General features: G+C 54.9%; 15 protein-coding genes and 3 tRNA genes. 14 read left to right on the top strand and 4 right to left on the bottom strand.

All coding sequences use genetic code 11. The features are described from left to right. The first annotated feature begins 68 nt into the window (after positions 1-68). The 4 genes from B9Z39_RS10525 to B9Z39_RS10510 all read left to right on the top strand — a co-directional run bounded on the left by B9Z39_RS10525 (position 69) and on the right by B9Z39_RS10510 (position 2,738). Positions 69-443 (top strand): polymer-forming cytoskeletal protein, encoded by a 375-nt coding sequence (locus B9Z39_RS10525; protein WP_100144151.1) that lies wholly within the window; start codon positions 69-71, stop codon positions 441-443. A gap of 46 nt (positions 444-489) precedes the next feature. Continuing rightward, on the top strand, positions 490-1,500 hold the full coding sequence (locus B9Z39_RS10520; protein ID WP_158236105.1) for a M23 family metallopeptidase: 1,011 nt from the start codon (positions 490-492) through the stop codon (positions 1,498-1,500). Between the two features lie 103 nt (positions 1,501-1,603). Beyond that, entirely contained in the window at positions 1,604-1,939 is a 336-nt protein-coding gene (locus B9Z39_RS10515) for a polymer-forming cytoskeletal protein (protein ID WP_158236106.1), read from the top strand. A 37-nt stretch (positions 1,940-1,976) separates the two neighbouring features. Next, positions 1,977-2,738 carry a RodZ family helix-turn-helix domain-containing protein gene (locus B9Z39_RS10510; RefSeq protein WP_108301692.1) on the top strand — a complete coding sequence of 254 codons (762 nt, stop codon included), beginning with the start codon at positions 1,977-1,979 and terminating at the stop codon, positions 2,736-2,738. A gap of 57 nt (positions 2,739-2,795) precedes the next feature. Here B9Z39_RS10510 and hemH read toward each other — a convergent pair whose 3' ends face one another. Beyond that, positions 2,796-3,896 (bottom strand): ferrochelatase, encoded by a 1,101-nt coding sequence (gene hemH, locus B9Z39_RS10505; RefSeq protein ID WP_233248981.1) that lies wholly within the window; start codon positions 3,894-3,896, stop codon positions 2,796-2,798. Between the two features lie 19 nt (positions 3,897-3,915). On the opposite strand from hemH, the gene B9Z39_RS10500 reads away from it, so the two are divergent. Continuing rightward, positions 3,916-4,611, top strand: coding sequence for an HAD family hydrolase (locus B9Z39_RS10500; protein ID WP_108301690.1), 696 nt, complete (start codon positions 3,916-3,918; stop codon positions 4,609-4,611). Here B9Z39_RS10500 and hpnE read toward each other — a convergent pair. Genes hpnE through B9Z39_RS10485 form a run of 3 tightly spaced genes read right to left on the bottom strand, consistent with a single transcriptional unit; the run spans position 4,573 to position 7,478 of the window. Next, positions 4,573-5,838 carry a hydroxysqualene dehydroxylase HpnE gene (gene hpnE / locus B9Z39_RS10495; protein WP_108301689.1) on the bottom strand — a complete coding sequence of 422 codons (1,266 nt, stop codon included), beginning with the start codon at positions 5,836-5,838 and terminating at the stop codon, positions 4,573-4,575. The genes B9Z39_RS10500 and hpnE overlap by 39 nt on opposite strands. A gap of 12 nt (positions 5,839-5,850) precedes the next feature. After that, positions 5,851-6,690, bottom strand: a complete 840-nt coding sequence (hpnD, locus tag B9Z39_RS10490; protein WP_108301688.1) for a presqualene diphosphate synthase HpnD — start codon at positions 6,688-6,690, stop codon at positions 5,851-5,853. A gap of 32 nt (positions 6,691-6,722) precedes the next feature. Then, entirely contained in the window at positions 6,723-7,478 is a 756-nt protein-coding gene (locus tag B9Z39_RS10485) for a squalene/phytoene synthase family protein (protein WP_108301687.1), read from the bottom strand. A gap of 82 nt (positions 7,479-7,560) precedes the next feature. Here B9Z39_RS10485 and B9Z39_RS10480 point away from each other — a divergent pair, with 82 nt between their 5' ends. The 9 genes from B9Z39_RS10480 to B9Z39_RS10440 all read left to right on the top strand — a co-directional run bounded on the left by B9Z39_RS10480 (position 7,561) and on the right by B9Z39_RS10440 (position 18,056). Continuing rightward, positions 7,561-8,670: an efflux RND transporter periplasmic adaptor subunit gene (locus B9Z39_RS10480; RefSeq protein WP_108301686.1), complete on the top strand. Its 1,110-nt coding sequence runs from the start codon at positions 7,561-7,563 to the stop codon at positions 8,668-8,670. An 8-nt stretch (positions 8,671-8,678) separates the two neighbouring features. Continuing rightward, positions 8,679-11,780: an efflux RND transporter permease subunit gene (locus B9Z39_RS10475; RefSeq protein WP_100144172.1), complete on the top strand. Its 3,102-nt coding sequence runs from the start codon at positions 8,679-8,681 to the stop codon at positions 11,778-11,780. A 78-nt stretch (positions 11,781-11,858) separates the two neighbouring features. Further along, positions 11,859-11,945: transfer RNA gene (locus tag B9Z39_RS10470), tRNA-Leu, on the top strand. A gap of 64 nt (positions 11,946-12,009) precedes the next feature. Beyond that, entirely contained in the window at positions 12,010-13,320 is a 1,311-nt protein-coding gene (gene tig, locus B9Z39_RS10465) for a trigger factor (protein ID WP_108301685.1), read from the top strand. Between the two features lie 26 nt (positions 13,321-13,346). After that, entirely contained in the window at positions 13,347-13,955 is a 609-nt protein-coding gene (gene clpP / locus B9Z39_RS10460; protein WP_100144176.1) for an ATP-dependent Clp endopeptidase proteolytic subunit ClpP, read from the top strand. 117 nt (positions 13,956-14,072) lie between these two features. Further along, a complete protein-coding gene (gene clpX, locus B9Z39_RS10455) occupies positions 14,073-15,338 on the top strand; it encodes an ATP-dependent Clp protease ATP-binding subunit ClpX (protein ID WP_108301684.1) in 1,266 nt (421 codons plus the stop codon). 57 nt (positions 15,339-15,395) lie between these two features. Further along, the gene (lon, locus tag B9Z39_RS10450) at positions 15,396-17,810 is read left to right on the top strand and encodes an endopeptidase La (protein WP_108301683.1); all 2,415 of its coding nucleotides are present in this window, start codon (positions 15,396-15,398) and stop codon (positions 17,808-17,810) included. 52 nt (positions 17,811-17,862) lie between these two features. Then, positions 17,863-17,938: transfer RNA gene (locus B9Z39_RS10445), tRNA-Gly, on the top strand. A 44-nt stretch (positions 17,939-17,982) separates the two neighbouring features. Continuing rightward, a tRNA-Cys gene (locus B9Z39_RS10440) sits at positions 17,983-18,056 on the top strand. The last annotated feature ends 227 nt before the right edge of the window (positions 18,057-18,283 follow it).

The raw sequence follows: 18,283 nt of genomic DNA, 5'->3' as shown, positions 1-18,283 counted from the left end.
AGAATATAAACCTCCTTCTTATGTAGTTTTTGGCAGTTTATTTGCTAAAATCAAAAGAAGGAGTTTTTATGTCCAATCAGTCTGATTCGCTTGAAAGTGTTGTTATTGGTGACGGCGTGGTCGTCAAAGGCACGTTCACTGTGCCTTCAAAAGCCATCATCAATGGTGTGATTGAGGGCGATTTGACTGCAGAAGAGGTGTTGATCGGCCCAACAGGCAAGATCACTGGGCGTGTGTCGGCCAAAGTGATTGATGTGCGCGGTCAGTTGCACAACACCATCATCAGTGAGAAAAGCTTGATCGTTCGCTCCACTGGCAAGATTGCCGGCAAAGTCCAGTACATGGAAATTGAGATCGAAAAGGGCGGCGAAATCGAAGGAACTTTGAGCCAAGGGGCAGACGGTTCTGCGGTGAGCATCGGCGGTACGGCACCAGCCGTCTGACGCGCTTTCTCTCATGTTGATTCGTCGACTCATTAGGGGTGCCCGCATGCTGCCCGGACTGGTGTCCGATGGATGGACGCGTCAATACGAAGACGCTCGCATCATCCTGGAGCAAAACGGAGATGTCCATTATTTGAATGTGACCGCGCGGGTGCAACGTGCTTTGGTGCGTTCTGGCATCGTGGTCACAGGAGCCATGCTGATTGCAATTTTGGTGTTGTTGTTCACCAGCGTCAGCCTGATGATGAGTCGTGCCAAATTGGAGCGCTCACATGAAGAGGTGTACCGTGCTTTGTTGAGCAGTGCCGCAGATTCAGAGCAGGGTGAAGTGCTGTCGATGAACGATGAGCAAATGGTCGCGTTGGCTCAAACCATCCGTGATCGAGACATGAGCATCCGCCGTTTTGTAGACACGTCGATGGTTGCTGTGTCACAAGAGAACGTGACGATGAAGTCGCAACTGGAGTCTTCCGGATTGACCGAGAAGATTGTCAAGATCATTCAGCAAAACGCAGCCAATGGTGGTTTCAACATCGATGACGATGTGAAGGGTAACCCGTTGTTGCGTGGCAAAGTGGCAGACCAGTTGGCCACCAACCGTTCTTTGCGCGAGGTGTTGTATGCCTTGCCTAGTTTGATGCCTGTGCCCAATTACAGCGTCACCTCAGATTTCGGCATTCGTCGCCACCCGATCACGGGTCAGACGCATTTCCACACAGGCTTGGATATGTTGAGCCAAACAGGTGATGAAAAGGTGCATCCCGTCAAGCCTGGCATTGTGGTGTTGGCCCAATACCACCAGCAGTATGGCAACACGGTGGTGATTCGCCACACCAACGGCGTGGAGTCTTTGTATGGGCATTTGGCCAACATCGATGTGAAATTGGGTGACAAAGTCACCACCGACTCGGTGTTGGGCAACATTGGCAGCACAGGGTCTTCGTCAACGGGCAAGCATTTGCATTTGGAAATCTTGATTGGCGGCTATCCCGTCAATCCTCAAAAAGTCATACGGACGGCACAATATGTTCAACAAATCCAAAACCAACAACACTAATCTCCCTAGCGACAGCGCCTCAGAGCTTAGCGTTGAGAACGATGTGCAAGAGGCGGCTCAGCAGGCCTCGGCGTCAGCACCTGTTATTCCACAGAGAAACACCATGATGGACATGATTTCAACCACCGCTTCCAAGCCGTCTATCCTGAGTGAAGGCTTCTCCTTCCGTGGTGAGATTTCTGCCAAAGGTGCGATTCACGTGGAAGGTTCATTGAATGGCCAAATCCAGGTGGATGAGCTCACCATTGGTGCACGCGGTCAGGTTGACGGGGTTGTGACGTGCAGCAGTTTGCACATCAAGGGCAAGTTTTCAGGGACAGCCACTTGCAACGAATTGATCGTGACGTCGTCTGCCTCTGTCGATGGCCACGTGGTGTACCAAACGCTGTCAGTCCAGAAGGGCGCATCAATCAAAGGTGAGCTGCTGTTGGTGAAGTGATCATATTTACCTGTCACTTTTTGACTGTTAGATTGCCATGACACCTGTTGAACAAGAATCCACCATCAATGGTGTGGCCCTGCGTTTGGCCCGTGAGGCGCGTGGCTGGACCTTGAGTGACATGGCGACGCGCTCTTGCATGTCGATCCGTCAGATTCGCCAGCTGGAAGAGGGCGGTTCCAGTTCTTTTTACAGTGTCAGCGTCAAACTCACAGCCGTTAAAAAAGTTGGCAGTTTATTAGGGCTGACGCAAGAGCAATGGTTCATTGCACCTGCCGTGGCCTTGTCGACGGAGACGGCGGTGGCTATGGTGTCGCAAGCTGAAACCGATGCATTGACCCACGTATCGTCTTTCTCTGAGTCGCAGCCGACAGAGCTTGAAACTGGATCAGACACCCCGCAGCCCATTGTTGCGTCGCCAAACGAAGCCTCGGTGTCAGCACCCAAAGCCAAAGTTTCCTTGTGGGCGATTCTGGGCCTGTTTGCAGCGGCCCTGGGCGTGGCCGCCGTGATGCGACCCGCGCCTGAGTCTGTTGCCACAGAATCCGCGCCGCCTCCGGTGCTGATGGTGCCAAATGGTGAGCAAGAGGCGGTGGACAAGCTCGCCACTGCTTCTGATGTCGCACCTGTTGTCGAGGCGGCCAGCGCCGCCGTGACGTCTGCCGCTGCAAAGGTGTGGACTTCAGGTGTGACGGCATCTGCCAGTGCAGCGCGGCCCGCGGCGTCAAATGCTGTAGCGCCTGCGTCTGCCTCTGCGGCTTCCGCACCGGTTACAGCGGCGTCAGCCAAATCTCTTTGATTGCTTGCGCGGGGTGCAGCAAAGCTGCGCGTCCCGCAGGGCGCATGTATCACCCGTTTATTGCTGAGCCCCTAACGCCAAAGCCTCTTGACGACTGATCTCCAGTGCTGCTGCTGGAGCTGCCGGCATAGGCCATCCTGCCATGTGTTGCAGGCATAAGCTGCGCATGGCATCTACCCACTGCGGGCTGTCGTTGAGGCACGGGATGTAGTGGAAGGTGTCTCCGCCTGCGGCATGAAACGCTTCTTGGGCTTCTTGCGCAATTTCTTCCAAGGTTTCCAGGCAGTCACTGGTAAAGCCGGGACAAATCAAATCTACCCGTTTCACACCTTGTTGTGCCATGGCGATGAGGGTGGGTTCTGTGTAGGGCTCCAGCCACTTGGCTTTGCCAAAGCGCGATTGAAAGGTGACTTGGTATTGGTCTTTGCGCAGCCCCAAAGCCTCGCCCAAAAGACGCGCCGTTTTGTAACACTCGCAATGGTAAGGGTCGCCCAACTGCAGGGTGCGCTCAGGCACGCCATGAAAGCTCATCACCAACCGTTCAGCTTGACCGTGTTCAGCCCAGTGGTGGCGCACGCGCTCGGCCAACGCGGTGATGTAGCCTGGATCGTCATGGTAGTGGTTGATGAAGCGAAACTCAGGGAGCAGGCGAGTCTGTAAGCCCCAGCTGTAGACCGCATCGAACACGCTGGCGGTGGTGGTGCCAGAGTATTGCGGGTAGGCAGGCAGCAGCAGAACGCGCGTGGCACCCTGGGCTTTGAGTGCGTTGAGTTGAGTAGGGATGTCGTGGCTGCCATAGCGCATGGCGTAATCGACGATCACATCTTGGCCATGTGCATGGAACGCTTGTTGCAAGGCTTGGGCCTGACGTTCAGTCCAGACCTTGAGGGGGGAGCCTTCAGCGGTCCAAATGCTCGCGTATTTCTGAGCCGACTTGGCAGGACGAATACGCAAGATGATGCCGTGCAGGATAGCCAGCCAGATCAGGCGTGGAATTTCTACCACGCGTCGGTCACCTAAAAATTCAGCCAAGTAGGTGCGCAGGGCCTTGGCCGTTGGGGCGTCAGGGGTCCCCAGGTTGCACAGCAAGACGGCGGTGCGCGGGGCTTGTCCATGGCGGAACGAGGGTTCGGGGGAGAAAGCAGGTTTAAACAGCATGCGGTATTCTCGCCCAGCCATGATTGACCCCACCCAAATACACGCCATCACGTTCGACCTCGACGACACCTTGTGGCCCATTGCGCCCACCATCGCCCATGCAGACCAAGTGCTTGCCGAGTGGCTGGCCACCCATGCGCCGCAAACAGCGCGCTTATCTGCCAATTTGGAGGTGCGACGCGAGATTCGTGCTTTGATTGATGCCCGTCATCCCGAGCGCAGCCATGACTTGAGTTTTTTGCGTTTGGCATCGATTCGGGAGAGCCTGCGCCGTGCAGGTGAGGCTGAGCATTTGGCTGAGGCTGCGTTTGATGCCTTTTTTGCCGCACGCAACCAGGTATTTGTGTTCGACGGGGTGGTGCAGGCCTTGTCGCGTTTGGCAGCACGCTATCCCTTGGTGGCGGTGTCTAACGGCAATGCAGATGTGTTTCGCACGCCAGTGGGGCCTTATTTTCAAGCCTCGGTGAGCGCACGTGACTGCGGTGTGGCCAAGCCCGATCCGCGCATTTTTGAAGCTGCGGCACGCCAACTCGGTCTGCCCCCACAGGCGGTACTGCACGTAGGTGACGATGCCTTGGCTGATGCGGTGGGTGCACGTGGGGTGGGCATGCAGACGGTCTGGGTCAATACCCATGCCCGTGATTGGACACACGACTCGCCCCAGCCCTTGACCTTGTCAGAGGTGACGCAACTGTGCGATTACCTGTTGCCCTGAACGTACTGCGCCTTCCAGGGTCGACGGGTAGGGCCCCCGAACGTAGTCGCCGCAGGCAAAGAGGTGAGGTGCAATGCAGGTTTCAGGCCGCACGAGATCGGGCAGGCAGGCCAGGGTGGCTTGTTTTTCGACCACAGTTTGCACGACGCTAAGATCCTGCAAGCCCAATTGCTGAGAGACTTGTTGTTGTACACGTTCAGCGATGTCGTGGCGTTCTCCCTGGCTGGCGCTGACCACGCAGGCTAACAAGCCGGCTTGCTGTGTCAGCACGCCGCGATCAAACACAAACTGAGCCGGCTGCTGAGCGCTGCTGTGCAGCGCCACCATGGGTTGACTCAAACCTGCAAATGCTTTGTCTGTGCAATGCAGGTAGACGGTGGTGATGGCGGTGTGCGTGAGGGCTGCTGCTTGTTGTGACCACTGCGGATGGTGTGTCGCGGTCAAACGCGCAGCCTCCCGTGCGGTGCACGCCAGTACCAGGGCTTGTCTGGGCTGGGGTTGAAACTCTGGGCGTATCAAGTCTTCAGCGGTGATGCGATGGCCCAGGTGAATGTGCGCACCTTGGCTTTGTAACCAGCGCAGGCAGGTTTCGGGGAACAAAGCGCCAAGGTCGCACGTGGGTATTAGCAGATCAGCACTGCCCGGGCCACTCAATAGTGCGTCGTGCAGAACGCGTAAAAAAACCAGGGCACTGGCTTCGTGCAAAGATGTGTTGAGTGCCGACAGGCACAACGGCTCAATCAGTTGTTCACATACGCTGGGTGACAATTTGCTGTGAGTACACAACTGGGTCACTGTCCAGTCACTGGGGCATATGAAGCCATTGCGTTGCCATTGCCAACAGGCGTAGAGCAGATGAGTTTTGTCATGCCAGGTCCATCCACGTGCTCGTGCGATGCCTGCCAGCACGTTCCAAGGCGCGGGGCCATCGGGCAATGCGAGCCCTTGACCGTTGGCAAATTGCAGGTTCAGTGGCATGCGCTTGAGCAAGGCTTCGGGTTCTAAGCCCACTGTGCGCATCAAGGCCAGTGTGTCTCGGTAGGCGCCAATCAACACGTGTTGACCGTTGTCGAGTGGATGACCAGCAAAGGTCTGTGGCAGTTTGCGGGCGCGTCCTCCGCTGATATGGGCTGTTTCGTAAAGGTGGACCTGCATGCCATGCTGCACGGCAGCGACTGCAGCAGCCAGTCCAGCCCAGCCGGCGCCCACGATGCGGACTTGTTTCATGGACACCCTGGTTTAGAAGCGCCCGAGAGCTTGCATCTTCCAGGCCAGCCAGAGCTTGCGCAGAGGTGTCAGTGCCACACGCTGTTGCAGCACGGGAAATTTCTGGGCTTCGATTTCCCGCAACAATGTGCGGTAGATGCTGGCCATCATCAACCCCGGTTTTTGGGTTTGCCAATCTGCAGTGGGCAGTTGGCCCAAAGCCTGGTCGTACAAGGCATGGGCACGTTGGGCTTGGAACTGCATCAGCGCTTGAAAGCGCTCTGAGTCAAGACGGTTGAGCACCTCGTGTGCTTTCACATCGAATTGCTGTAATTCAGACACCGGCAGGTAAATGCGTCCACGCAAGGCGTCTTCGCCCACATCACGGATGATGTTGGTGAGTTGAAATGCCTGCCCCAGCGTGTGTGCGTAATCGGTGGTGGCGGGATCCGTCTGGCCAAAGATTCGTGCCGATACCTCGCCAACAACGCCGGCGACCAAATGGCAGTATCGGGTGAGGTTGGGGTAGTCGAGGTAACGGGTTTGTGTGAGGTCCATTTCGCACCCCTCGATCACTGACTGCAACATGGTCTCTTCAATGCCGAATTCTGCACACAGTGGTTGCAGAGCTTGCATCACTGGGTGCTGTGGATGACCCGCGAAGGCTTGGTGTACTTCGTTGCGCCACCAAGCCAGTTTGGTCTGCGCGACGCCTGGATCGCTGACTTCATCCACCACATCGTCGACCTCGCGGCAAAACGCATAGAACGCTGTGATCGCTGCACGTCGCTGAGGTGGCAAAAACAAGAAAGCGTAATAAAAGCTGCTGCCTGAAGCCGCAGCTTTTTGTTGAACGTATTGTTGAGGTGTCATGAAGGACCCATTATCTGGGTTGTTGAAGACGGCTACATGCGCAAGCAACGCCAGGCAATGCACAGCAGATCTGTACGGTTGAGGCGAGGGCGATTTTGCTCAGCCTCCAGTTTGTCCAAAATTCGCAGTCCGCCTTGGACAACTGCACGCAGCTCCCATCCTGCGCGCCCTTGGACACGCTTGGCCAAAGGCGCGCCCTGGTTCATCAGCGCGCGAGCAAACTGGAGTTCTTCTTCAAGGGCGTGAGCTTGTGGCAAATAGTTGCGCCCACGTGCTAAATCAAGTGGGCGGTCTTGCCAAAAATTGATCAGTTGCAACGCGGTGCAAATGGCATCGCTTTGATGCAGCGAGGTGTTGTCACTCACCCCGTACAAATGCAGCATCAGCCGCCCTACGGGGTTGGCTGAGCGACGGCAGTAATCCAGCAGTTCGGCGCGGTTGCGGTAGCCTTGACCGACGCTGGTATAGACCACGTCTTGTTCGAAGGCATCCAATAAATCGTGCAGAGGTTGGGCTGGCAACTGATGCTGTTGGACGGCATGTGCGAGGGCCGCAAATAACACGGGCCAGCGTTGGCTTGGTGTCGTTGAGCCTGCTAAGCAGAGGTTTAAATCTGCGCGGTATTCGGCCAAGTCGTTGAGGCGGTGGTGTGCCGGGGCGTCACCTTCGTCAGCGATGTCGTCAGCCGTACGGGCGAAGTGATACAGCGCCGCCACGGCGGGGCGTAGATGGGCCGGACACAGCCAGGACGCAACAGGGAAATTTTCGTAATGATCAATGCTTGCCATGTGAAGAGGGATTGTCGCTTGACAGTTTTTTTTCACTTGCTAGAATTAATAACCAGTCAGTCATTAAATTTTTGAATACTTTATGCCGTACAAATTCTCTACTTTGATTTACTTTGTGGTGTCTGCCCTGTGTGCGCTGATGCTGTCGGCTTGTCATAAGGCTGAACCTTTGCAAGAACCTGTGCGCGCTGTGAAGGTCATGACCGTGGGGGCGGTGAGTTCAGATTTGGGTTTGGAATTTTCGGGTGAGATTCGTGCGCGCGTGGAGACAGGTTTGGGTTTTCGCATCGCTGGAAAATTACTCAGCCGTTCAGTCGAATTGGGACAACGTATCAAAGCAGGCCAAGAGCTGGCGCACATTGATGCACAAGACTACCGTTTGGCATCCGATGCCACAGCCGCACAAGTGTTGGTGGCGCAGACCAACCGTGATTTGGCTGGGGCTGATTTGAAGCGTTATCAAGATCTATACAAACAAGGCTTCATCAGTTCGGCCGAGTTGGAGCGTCGTGAGGCCGCGTACAAATCTGCTCAGGCCCAATGGCAACAGGCGCAAGCCCAAAACGCAGTGCAAGGCAACCAGTCAAGCTACACCCGCTTGCTGGCGGATGGCGCAGGCGTGATCACTGCGGTGGACGCCAGTGCAGGTCAAGTCTTGGCCGCCGGCCAGTCGGTGGTAAGGCTGGCGCTGGACGGTCCACGGGATGTGGTGTTCTCGGTGCCAGAAGACAAACTGCCGGCCCTCAAACCAGGAAGCGTTGTGGCGGTTCGGCTGTGGAATAGCGGCAAAACCTTGCAAGCCAAAGTGCGTGATGTATCTGCCAGTGCCGATCCTGTGACCCGCTCTTTCGTAGTCAAAGCGATGTTGCCGTCTGGCTTAGGGCGCGATGAGGCCGATGTGGTGCTGGGTGCTACCGTGACGGTGACTTTGCCTTCTATGGCGGCTGCGTCTGGTGTTGCCGTGGTGAAGTTGCCCACCAGCGCCTTGCGTGAAGAGGGCGGTGCGACATCGGTCTGGTTGCTTGACCCGCAAACCATGACGGTGAAACCACAAGCGGTCGATGTCCATACTGCTGATGGCAACGATGCTGTGGTCAGCGCCGGGCTGAAGAATGGCGACCAAGTGGTGGTGTCGGGCGTGCATGTGCTGAACCCGGGACAAAAGGTCTCGCTTTACCAGGCCCGCAAGTGAGATTGAGCATGAATAAATTCAACTTATCTCAATGGGCCCTGGAACATCCTGCGCTGACTCGCTACCTGATGGTGGTGTTGATGGTGTTGGGCATCGCAGCCTATTTCCAGTTGGGTCAAGACGAAGACCCGCCTTTCACCTTTCGTGCCATGGTGGTTCGTGCCTATTGGCCTGGTGCCACGGCGCAGCAAGTGGCAGAACAAGTGACTGATAAATTGGAGCGAACGCTGCAAGAGGTTCCTTATGCGGACAAGATCCGCAGTTACTCCAAGCCAGGTGAGTCACAAATCATTTTTCAACTCAAAGACTCAACAAAACCCAGCGATGTGCCCAATGCCTGGTACACCGTACGAAAAAAGATTGGCGACATTCGTTACACCTTGCCAGCGGGTGTGCAAGGCCCTTTTTTCAATGACGAGTTTGGTGATGTATTTGGTGTGATTTATGCACTGGATGCGCCAGGTTTCACGCCTGCCGAAGTGAAACGCTTTGCCGACGATGTGCGGCAACAGCTGCTGCGCGTGCCTGATGTGGCCAAGGTGGAACAGTTTGGCGTGCAGGACGAAAAGATATTCATCGAAATTCCACAAAAGCGCTTGGTGCAGCTTGGCCTCGACTTGAATGCGGTGCTGGCACAGTTGGGACAAGAAAACGCTGTCGAGAACGCGGGGTCGGTGCAAGCGCCTCTGGATGTGTTGCAAGTGCGTATTGAAGGCCAGTTCGAGACGGCGGAGCAATTGCGAGCCATGCCGATTCGCGGCAGCTCGGGCCAACAGTTGCGCTTGGGGGATATTGCCACTGTGCAGCGTGGCTACATTGATCCGCCCTCTGTCAAAGTGCATCACCAGGGCCAACCTGTGATTGCCTTGGGTGTTTCAATGGCCAAGAAGGGCGACATCATCGCTTTGGGTAAATCGCTCAAGGTCGCGACTCAAAAAATAGAACAAACTTTGCCTGCAGGGGTGCGACTTGTGCAGGTACAAGACCAGCCCAAGGCCGTGATGAGCTCCGTGGGGGAGTTTGTTCAAGTGCTCATTGAGGCTGTCTTGATTGTGCTGTTGGTGAGTTTCGTGTCGCTCGGCCTGCACAAAGGTGGACGGTTCGGCTGGCATGTAGACATTCGCCCGGGTTTGGTTGTGGCCATCACGATTCCTTTGGTGTTAGCCATGACTTTTTTGGCGATGCATTATTTAGGCATTGGTCTACACAAAATCTCTCTCGGATCTTTGATCATCGCTTTGGGCTTACTGGTGGACGACGCCATCATCGCCGTGGAGATGATGGTGCGCAAAATGGAAGAGGGCTATGACCGTGTGCGTGCGGCCACCTTTGCCTATGAAGTCACCGCCATGCCGATGTTGACAGGCACGTTGATCACCGCCGCTGGTTTTTTGCCCATTGGCATGGCCAATTCAACGGTGGGTGAGTACACCTATGCCATTTTTGCGGTGACCGTGGCTGCGTTGGTGCTGAGCTGGTGGGTGTCGGTCTACTTTGTGCCTTACTTGGGGACCTTGTTGCTGAATGTGAAGCCCCATGCTGAGCACGAGTTGTTCGATGGCCCGTTCTACACGCACTTTCGCCGGGCGGTGATGTGGTGTGTGGTGCATCGCTGGAAGGCCATTGGCATCACTGTGTTGTTGTTTGTCTTGGGGCTGGTGGGGATGGGGCGTGTGCAACAGCAGTTCTTCCCCGATTCGAGTCGCCCCGAAATTTTGGTGGATCTGTGGTTTCCTGAAGGCACCTCTTTCAAACTCAACGAGAGCGTGACGCAAGCGGTGGAACAGCGCTTACTCAAAGAAGCCGGCGTGCAAACAGTCAGTTCTTGGATTGGCTCAGGTGTTCCACGTTTTTATTTGCCACTCGACCAAGTATTTCCGCAGACCAATGTGTCGCAGTTGATCGTGGTGCCAGAAGATTTGAAGCGTCGAGAGTCCTTGCGCTTGGCGCTGCCTACCATGTTGGCGCAAGAATTTCCTGAGGCGCGTGCCCGTGTAAAGCTGTTGCCCAGCGGGCCACCCGTTGCATACCCCGTGCAATTTAGGGTAGTGGGACCTGATCCCAAGGTTTTGCGTGAACATGCTGACGAGGTCAAGGCAGTGATGCGTGCTAACAGCGCAGCGCGTGGCGTGAACGACAACTGGAATGAATCGGTGAAAGTGATTCGCTTGGAGGTTGATCAGGCCAAGGCGCGTACCTTGGGCGTGACTAGCCAATCGTTGGCCCAAGCTGCCCGTACGTTGTTGGTCGGCTCCACGGTTGAGCAATTCCGTGAAGACAACAAACTGATTGACATCGTCTTGCGTCAACCCGTCGATGAGCGTGACGCCATCAGTGACCTGACCAATGCATATGTCCCGACGGCCAGTGGTCGCATGGTGGCGCTGACGCAAATCGCCAAACCCGTGTTTTCTTGGGAGCCTGGGGTGATGTGGCGTGAAGGGCGTGAATACGCGATCACGGTGCAATGCGACATCATTGAAGGTTTGCAAGGTGCGACGGTGACTGATCAGTTGTTACCAGATCTTCGAAAGTTGGAAGCGCAATGGTCACAAACCCAAGATTCAGGCTATCGCATTCAGGTCGCGGGTGCGGTGGAGGAGAGTGCCAAAGGCTCAAGCTCCATCTCGGCAGGGATGCCCATGATGTTGTTCATCACCTTCACCTTGTTGATGCTGCAGTTGCAAAGCTTCAGTCGTGCGCTGCTGGTGTTTTTGACTGGGCCGCTGGGATTGGCCGGAGTGGCCGCAGCCTTGCTTGCGCTGGATCGCCCCTTTGGCTTTGTCGCATTGCTGGGCGTGATCGCGTTGATGGGCATGATTCAGCGCAATTCGGTGATTTTGATTGATCAAATTGAACAAGATCGCGCCAACGGGGTGGCGGCTTGGGAGGCCATTGTGGAAGCCGCTGTGCGGCGTTTGCGCCCGATTGTGTTGACTGCTGCAGCCGCCGTATTGGCCATGATTCCTCTCACCCGCAGCGTGTTTTGGGGTCCTATGGCCGTGGCCATCATGGGGGGGCTGGCGCTGGCAACGGTGTTGACCTTGTTGTCTTTGCCTGCCATGTACGCTGCCTGGTTCCGAGTCGAGCGGCCAAAACCAGCGGCGTAAACGGATAAAATAACAGGTTGACCGATTTCAGGCGGGTGGTCTTTCACAAAGACCGCCCGTTGTTCTTTGAAAAAACCCGCGCGGGTGGCGAAATTGGTAGACGCACCAGGTTTAGGTCCTGACGTCCGCAAGGATGTGCGGGTTCGAGTCCCGCCCCGCGCACCACATGATTCATGGCAACTGACCCATTGAGGGCTGTTGCTGACAATGCCAATTTAGGAGAAACCGCATGGCTGTGACCGTTGAAACTTTGGAAAAACTGGAACGCAAGATCACCCTCACGTTGCCGGTGGATGTCATTGCCAAGGAAGTGGATGCCCGCCTCAAGCGCGTTGCCCGTCAAGTCAAGATCGACGGCTTTCGCCCAGGCAAGGTGCCAATGAACATCGTGGCACAGCGCTATGGCTATTCCACCCACTACGAAGTCATGAACGACAAGGTGGGCGAGGCTTTTGCAGCTGCCACCAATGAAGCCAAGCTGCGTGTCGCTGGTCAGCCCCGTATCTCTGAAAAAGAAGCCTCTCCAGAAGGCCAAATGGCTTTCGAGGCGATTTTCGAGGTGTACCCCGAAGTCAAGATGGGCGACTTGGCCAGCATTGAAGTTGAAAAAGCTTCTGCTGAAGTGACCGACGCCGCCATCGACAAAACCATTGAAATCTTGCGCAAACAGCGTCGTACCTTCGCGCAGCGTGGGTTGACGGGTGCCGCTGAAGACAGCGACCGCGTGACCATTGACTTTGAAGGCAAGATTGACGGAGAGCCTTTTCAAGGCGGCAAAGCCGAAGACTTTCAGTTCTTGCTTGGCGAAGGCCAAATGCTCAAGGAATTTGAAGATGCGGTGCGCGGTATGAAGTCGGGCGAAAGCAAAACCTTTCCGCTGAATTTCCCCGCCGACTACCACGGCAAAGACGTAGCGGGCAAACAAGCCGACTTCTTGGTGACTTTGAAAAAGGTCGAAGCCGCCCACATGCCTGAAGTGACTGACGAGTTGGCCAAGTCTTTGGGCGTGGCGGATGCGACCGTGGCAGGCTTGCGTGCTGACATCAAAAACAACCTGGAGCGCGAAGTGAAGTTCCGCTTGCTGGGTCGCAACAAGCAAGCCGCTTTGGACGCTTTGGTGACGGTCGCTGAACTCGATTTACCCAAGGCTAGCGTGCAAGCTGAGCTGGACCGTATGATCGAAGGCGCCCGTGCGGATTTGAAAGCACGTGGCATCAAAGATGCTGACAAAGCCCCTATCCCTGACGACGTGTTCCGCCCACAAGCTGAAAAGCGCGTGCGCATGGGCTTGGTGGTGGCTGAGTTGGTGCGCAATCATGAGTTGCACGCCACAGCTGAGCAGATCAAAGCGCACATCGAAGAGTTGGCCTCAAGCTACGAAAAACCTGCCGATGTGGTCAAGTGGTATTACAGCGACATGAGCCGTTTGGGCGAAGTTGAAGCCATCGTCATTGAAAACAACGTGACCGACTTCATCTTGTCTAAGGCGAAGGTCACGGCCAAAGCCGTGTCATTCGACGAATTGATGGGCCAATCCTGATCTGTCTTCGTCAACAAGGAAACACTATGAGCGCACTGGACACACAAGCCTTGGGAATGATCCCCATGGTGATCGAGCAGTCGGGCCGCGGCGAGCGGTCTTACGACATTTATTCACGCCTGCTCAAAGAGCGCGTGATCTTTTTGGTCGGTCCAGTCAACGACCAAACCGCTAATCTGGTGGTGGCGCAGTTGTTGTTTTTGGAAAGCGAAAACCCTGACAAAGACATTTCGCTCTACATCAACTCACCAGGCGGCTCTGTGAGTGCAGGTATGGCGATTTTCGACACGATGAACTTCGTCAAGCCTCAAGTCTCCACCCTGTGTATCGGCATGGCCGCCAGCATGGGTGCGTTCTTGTTGGCCGCAGGCGAGAAGGGCAAACGCTTCTCGTTGCCTAATTCGAAGGTCATGATTCACCAGCCCCTGGGCGGTACCCAAGGCCAAGCTACCGAGATCGAAATTCACGCCCGTGAAATTTTGAAAACACGTGAGCAACTCAACCGAATCTTGGCTGAGCGCACAGGGCAGCCGCTTGAAAAAATCGAGCGAGACACCGAACGTGACTATTACCTGAGTGCAGACGAAGCCAAGGACTACGGCTTGGTCGACCAAGTGATCAACAAACGCGCTTAGTACGCAGCGTTTGGTTTCTAAGGCGGCGTCTTTTTTGGGTCATCGTACCCAGAAGCGCCGCTTTTGATTTGGGTATCATCGACTCAACATTTTTTAGCACCTTCTCAAAGCAAATTCATGGCCGACAAAAAAGGCGCTTCTGGCGAAAAAAACCTCTACTGTTCTTTCTGCGGTAAGAGCCAGCACGAGGTGAAAAAGCTCATTGCAGGACCTTCGGTCTTTATTTGCGATGAGTGCATCGATTTGTGCAACGAGATCATTCGAGACGAGCTGCCTGCTGGCGATGTGGCGGCAGAGACACGCGGTGATTTACCTACCCCGGCAGAAATCAAAGCGAACCTTGACAACTACGTCATTGGACAAGAGCCTGCCAAACGCACCTTGGCTGTGGCGGTGTACAACCACTACAAGCGCTTGAAGCACAAAGAAGGCGCTAAAAAAGAAGATGTCGAGCTCTCCAAAAGCAACATCTTGTTGATCGGCCCTACCGGGTCTGGCAAGACCTTGCTGGCCCAAACCATGGCACGCATGTTGGACGTGCCGTTCGTCATGGCCGATGCCACCACCTTGACCGAAGCCGGTTACGTCGGTGAAGACGTTGAAAACATCATTCAAAAATTGCTGCAAAGCTGCAACTACGACGTTGAGCGCGCGCAGCGTGGCATTGTGTACATCGACGAAATCGACAAGATTTCGCGCAAATCTGACAACCCATCCATCACCCGCGACGTATCAGGTGAGGGGGTGCAGCAAGCCTTACTCAAGTTGATTGAGGGCACCATGGCCAGCATTCCACCGCAGGGTGGGCGCAAGCACCCCAACCAAGACTTTTTGCAAATTGACACGACCAACATCTTGTTCATTTGTGGCGGTGCATTTGCCGGTCTTGAGAAAGTGATCGAAAGCCGTACCGAAGCTTCCGGCATTGGTTTCGGTGCCACGGTCAAGAGCAAAGAAAGCCGCAGCTTGACCGAAGTGTTCGGTGAGGTGGAACCGCAAGACATCATCAAGTTTGGGTTGATTCCAGAACTTGTGGGTCGTATGCCTGTGGTGGCGACCTTGGCCGAGTTGACAGAGGACGCCTTGGTGCAAATCTTGACTGAACCCAAGAATGCCTTGATCAAGCAATACGGCAAGCTGTTTGCGATGGAAGGCGCTGAGCTCGAAGTCCGCCCCAGTGCCCTGCGAGCAATTGCTAAAAAAGCCTTGGCGCGTAAAACTGGTGCCCGAGGTTTGCGTTCCATCCTTGAACAATCGCTGATCGACACCATGTTCGAATTACCCAACACAACGAATGTCGAGAAAGTGGTGGTTGAAGAAGCCACCATCGACGAAAATAAACCCCCTTTGTTGGTGTACCGAGAGGCCGCCAAAAAGGCCTAAAAGATTCACCTCGGGGACGGCGAAAGTGCTGGTCCCCTTTTTATTGGAAGGCTGACCATGTCTGGACAACCCCCGCTGCCTGCTACCCCGATTGATCTGCCACTGTTGCCCTTGCGCGATGTGGTGGTGTTCCCGCACATGGTGATTCCGTTGTTTGTCGGACGCCCCAAGAGCATCAAAGCGCTCGAATCTGCCATGTCCGCAGATCGATGCATCATGCTGGTGGCTCAAAAAGCTGCCGCCAAAGATGAGCCATCCGTCGCTGATATGTTCGAGGTCGGGTGCGTTTCCACCATTTTGCAAATGCTCAAACTGCCAGACGGCACTGTCAAAGTGTTGGTCGAGGGGCAGCAACGCGCACGCGTAAACGGTATCGAAGATGGCGAATCGCATTTCACTGCCAATTTGACACCTGTGGAGGTGCTCGCCGCTGAGACAGACAGCGAGGTTGAAGCTCTGCGCCGCGCTGTGATGCAGCAGTTTGACCAGTACGTCAAACTGAACAAAAAGATTCCTCCAGAAATCTTGACCTCCATTGCCAGCATTGACGATCCAGGTCGTTTGGCCGACACCATCGCGGCGCACTTGCCGCTTAAGTTAGAAAACAAGCAAGTGGTGCTTGATTTAGCGCTGGTACGAGACCGCTTGGAAAATCTGTTCGAGCAGCTCGAACGGGAAGTGGACATCCTCAACGTTGATAAAAAAATCCGTGGCCGTGTGAAACGCCAGATGGAAAAAAACCAACGCGATTTCTACCTTAACGAGCAAGTCAAAGCCATCCAAAAAGAATTGGGCGAAGGCGAGGAGGGTGCAGACATTGAAGAGATCGAAAAAAAGATCAAAGCTGCACGCATGCCTGTTGAGGCCCGCAAGAAGGCTGATGCAGAGCTGAAGAAACTCAAGCTCATGTCTCCTATGTCGGCTGAAGCCAGTGTGGTGCGTAACTACATCGATGTCTTGGTGGGCCTGCCTTGGAGCAAAAAAACAAAAATCAAACACGACTTGGGCAATGCCGAAGACGTGCTCAACGAGGACCACTACGGGCTCGACAAGGTCAAAGACCGCATCTTGGAATACCTCGCAGTCCAGCAACGTGTTGACAAAGTCAAAGCCCCTATCCTGTGCTTGGTGGGGCCTCCTGGCGTGGGTAAAACCTCGCTTGGTCAATCCATTGCCAAGGCGACTGGGCGCAAGTATGTGCGCATGGCGTTGGGTGGCATGCGCGATGAAGCAGAAATTCGTGGCCATCGCCGCACCTACATTGGTGCGATGCCTGGCAAGGTCTTGCAAAGCTTGACCAAAGTGGGCACACGCAACCCCCTGTTCTTGTTGGACGAAGTGGACAAACTCGGAACAGACTTCCGTGGCGATCCATCCAGCGCGTTGCTCGAGGTATTGGATCCGGAGCAAAACAACAAGTTTGGGGATCACTATGTTGAAGTCGACTACGACCTCAGCGACGTGATGTTTGTTGCTACATCCAACTCAATGAACATTCCCCCTGCGCTGTTGGACCGCATGGAAGTCATTCGACTGTCGGGCTACACCGAAGACGAAAAAACGCACATCGCCATGAAATATCTGCTGCCTAAGCAGATGAAAAACAACGGTGTGAAAGACGAAGAGTTGGTGGTGGACGAGTCTGCCGTGCGCGACATCGTGCGCTACTACACAAGAGAAGCAGGCGTTCGTTCGCTCGAACGCGAGTTGTCCAAGATTTGTCGCAAAGTGGTCAAGGCCTTGCTGCTCAAGCAAATGAAACCACAGGTCAAAGTGGATGCTGACAATTTGCCCGACTTCTTAGGGGTGCGTAAATACACCTACGGTCGTGCAGAACAGCAAAACCAAGTGGGGCAAGTGGTGGGGCTGGCATGGACGGAGGTTGGGGGCGACTTGCTCACCATCGAGGCTGCCATCATGACGGGCAAGGGCACCATCACACGCACAGGTTCTTTGGGCGATGTGATGAAAGAATCCGTTGAAGCCGCTCGTACCGTCGTGCGTAGCCGAGCACGTCGTTTGGGTATTTCTGATGACTTGCTTGAAAAACGCGATATTCATATCCACGTTCCAGATGGTGCGACCCCGAAAGATGGTCCTAGCGCAGGTGCTGCGATGACCACTGCTTTGGTTTCTGCCTTGACAGGTATTCCTGTGCGGGCTGATGTTGCAATGACCGGTGAGATCACGCTGCGCGGTGAGGTGACAGCGATTGGCGGTCTCAAGGAAAAACTCTTGGCTGCTCTACGCGGTGGGATTAAGACGGTGTTGATCCCAGAAGAAAACATCAAAGACTTGCAAGAAATTCCTGAGAACGTGAAGAACGGCTTGGAAATCGTGCCTGTCAAGTGGATCGACAAAGTGCTAGAGATCGCTCTTGAGCGTATGCCCACGCCGTTGCCTGACGAAGCGCCTGCTTTGGCGGCAACAGCGGCCACGGAAACGCCCAAAAACGAAGCGGTCAAGCATTGATTTTTGTAAGCGCTTGTATTTCGCTTTAAAAACGCGTTACAATAGCGGTTCTGCGGGAATAGCTCAGTTGGTAGAGCGCAACCTTGCCAAGGTTGAGGTCGCGAGTTCGAGCCTCGTTTCCCGCTCCAAATTGACAAGGGAAGCAACCGCTTCCCTTTTTCGTCAAAGACATGGCGCGATAGCAAAGCGGTTATGCACCGGATTGCAAATCCGTTTAGCCCAGTTCGACTCTGGGTCGCGCCTCCAAATAAAAGCCGTTACTGATTGATGCAGTAACGGCTTTTGCATTTGACATCCATGCATGGTGGTGCAAGCGAAAGTATTTCAAAAACACTGTAAATAAAAAGTGAGCGTCCGGTCTTCCCACCTATTTTGTGGGCGAGTGTTCACACGGTCGGACTTGCGGGCTTCCAGCAGTGCGGAAGTAACTCTTCGATGCGGGCATTTGGGTGGCTGTGGATGCGAGCCAACAC

This window comes from Limnohabitans sp. JirII-29, from assembly GCF_003063395.1.
In the GTDB taxonomy this organism is placed as follows: domain Bacteria; phylum Pseudomonadota; class Gammaproteobacteria; order Burkholderiales; family Burkholderiaceae_C; genus Limnohabitans.
Note: the sequence above shows the minus strand (reverse complement) of the source record. Positions and strands in the feature narration are given on the sequence as shown.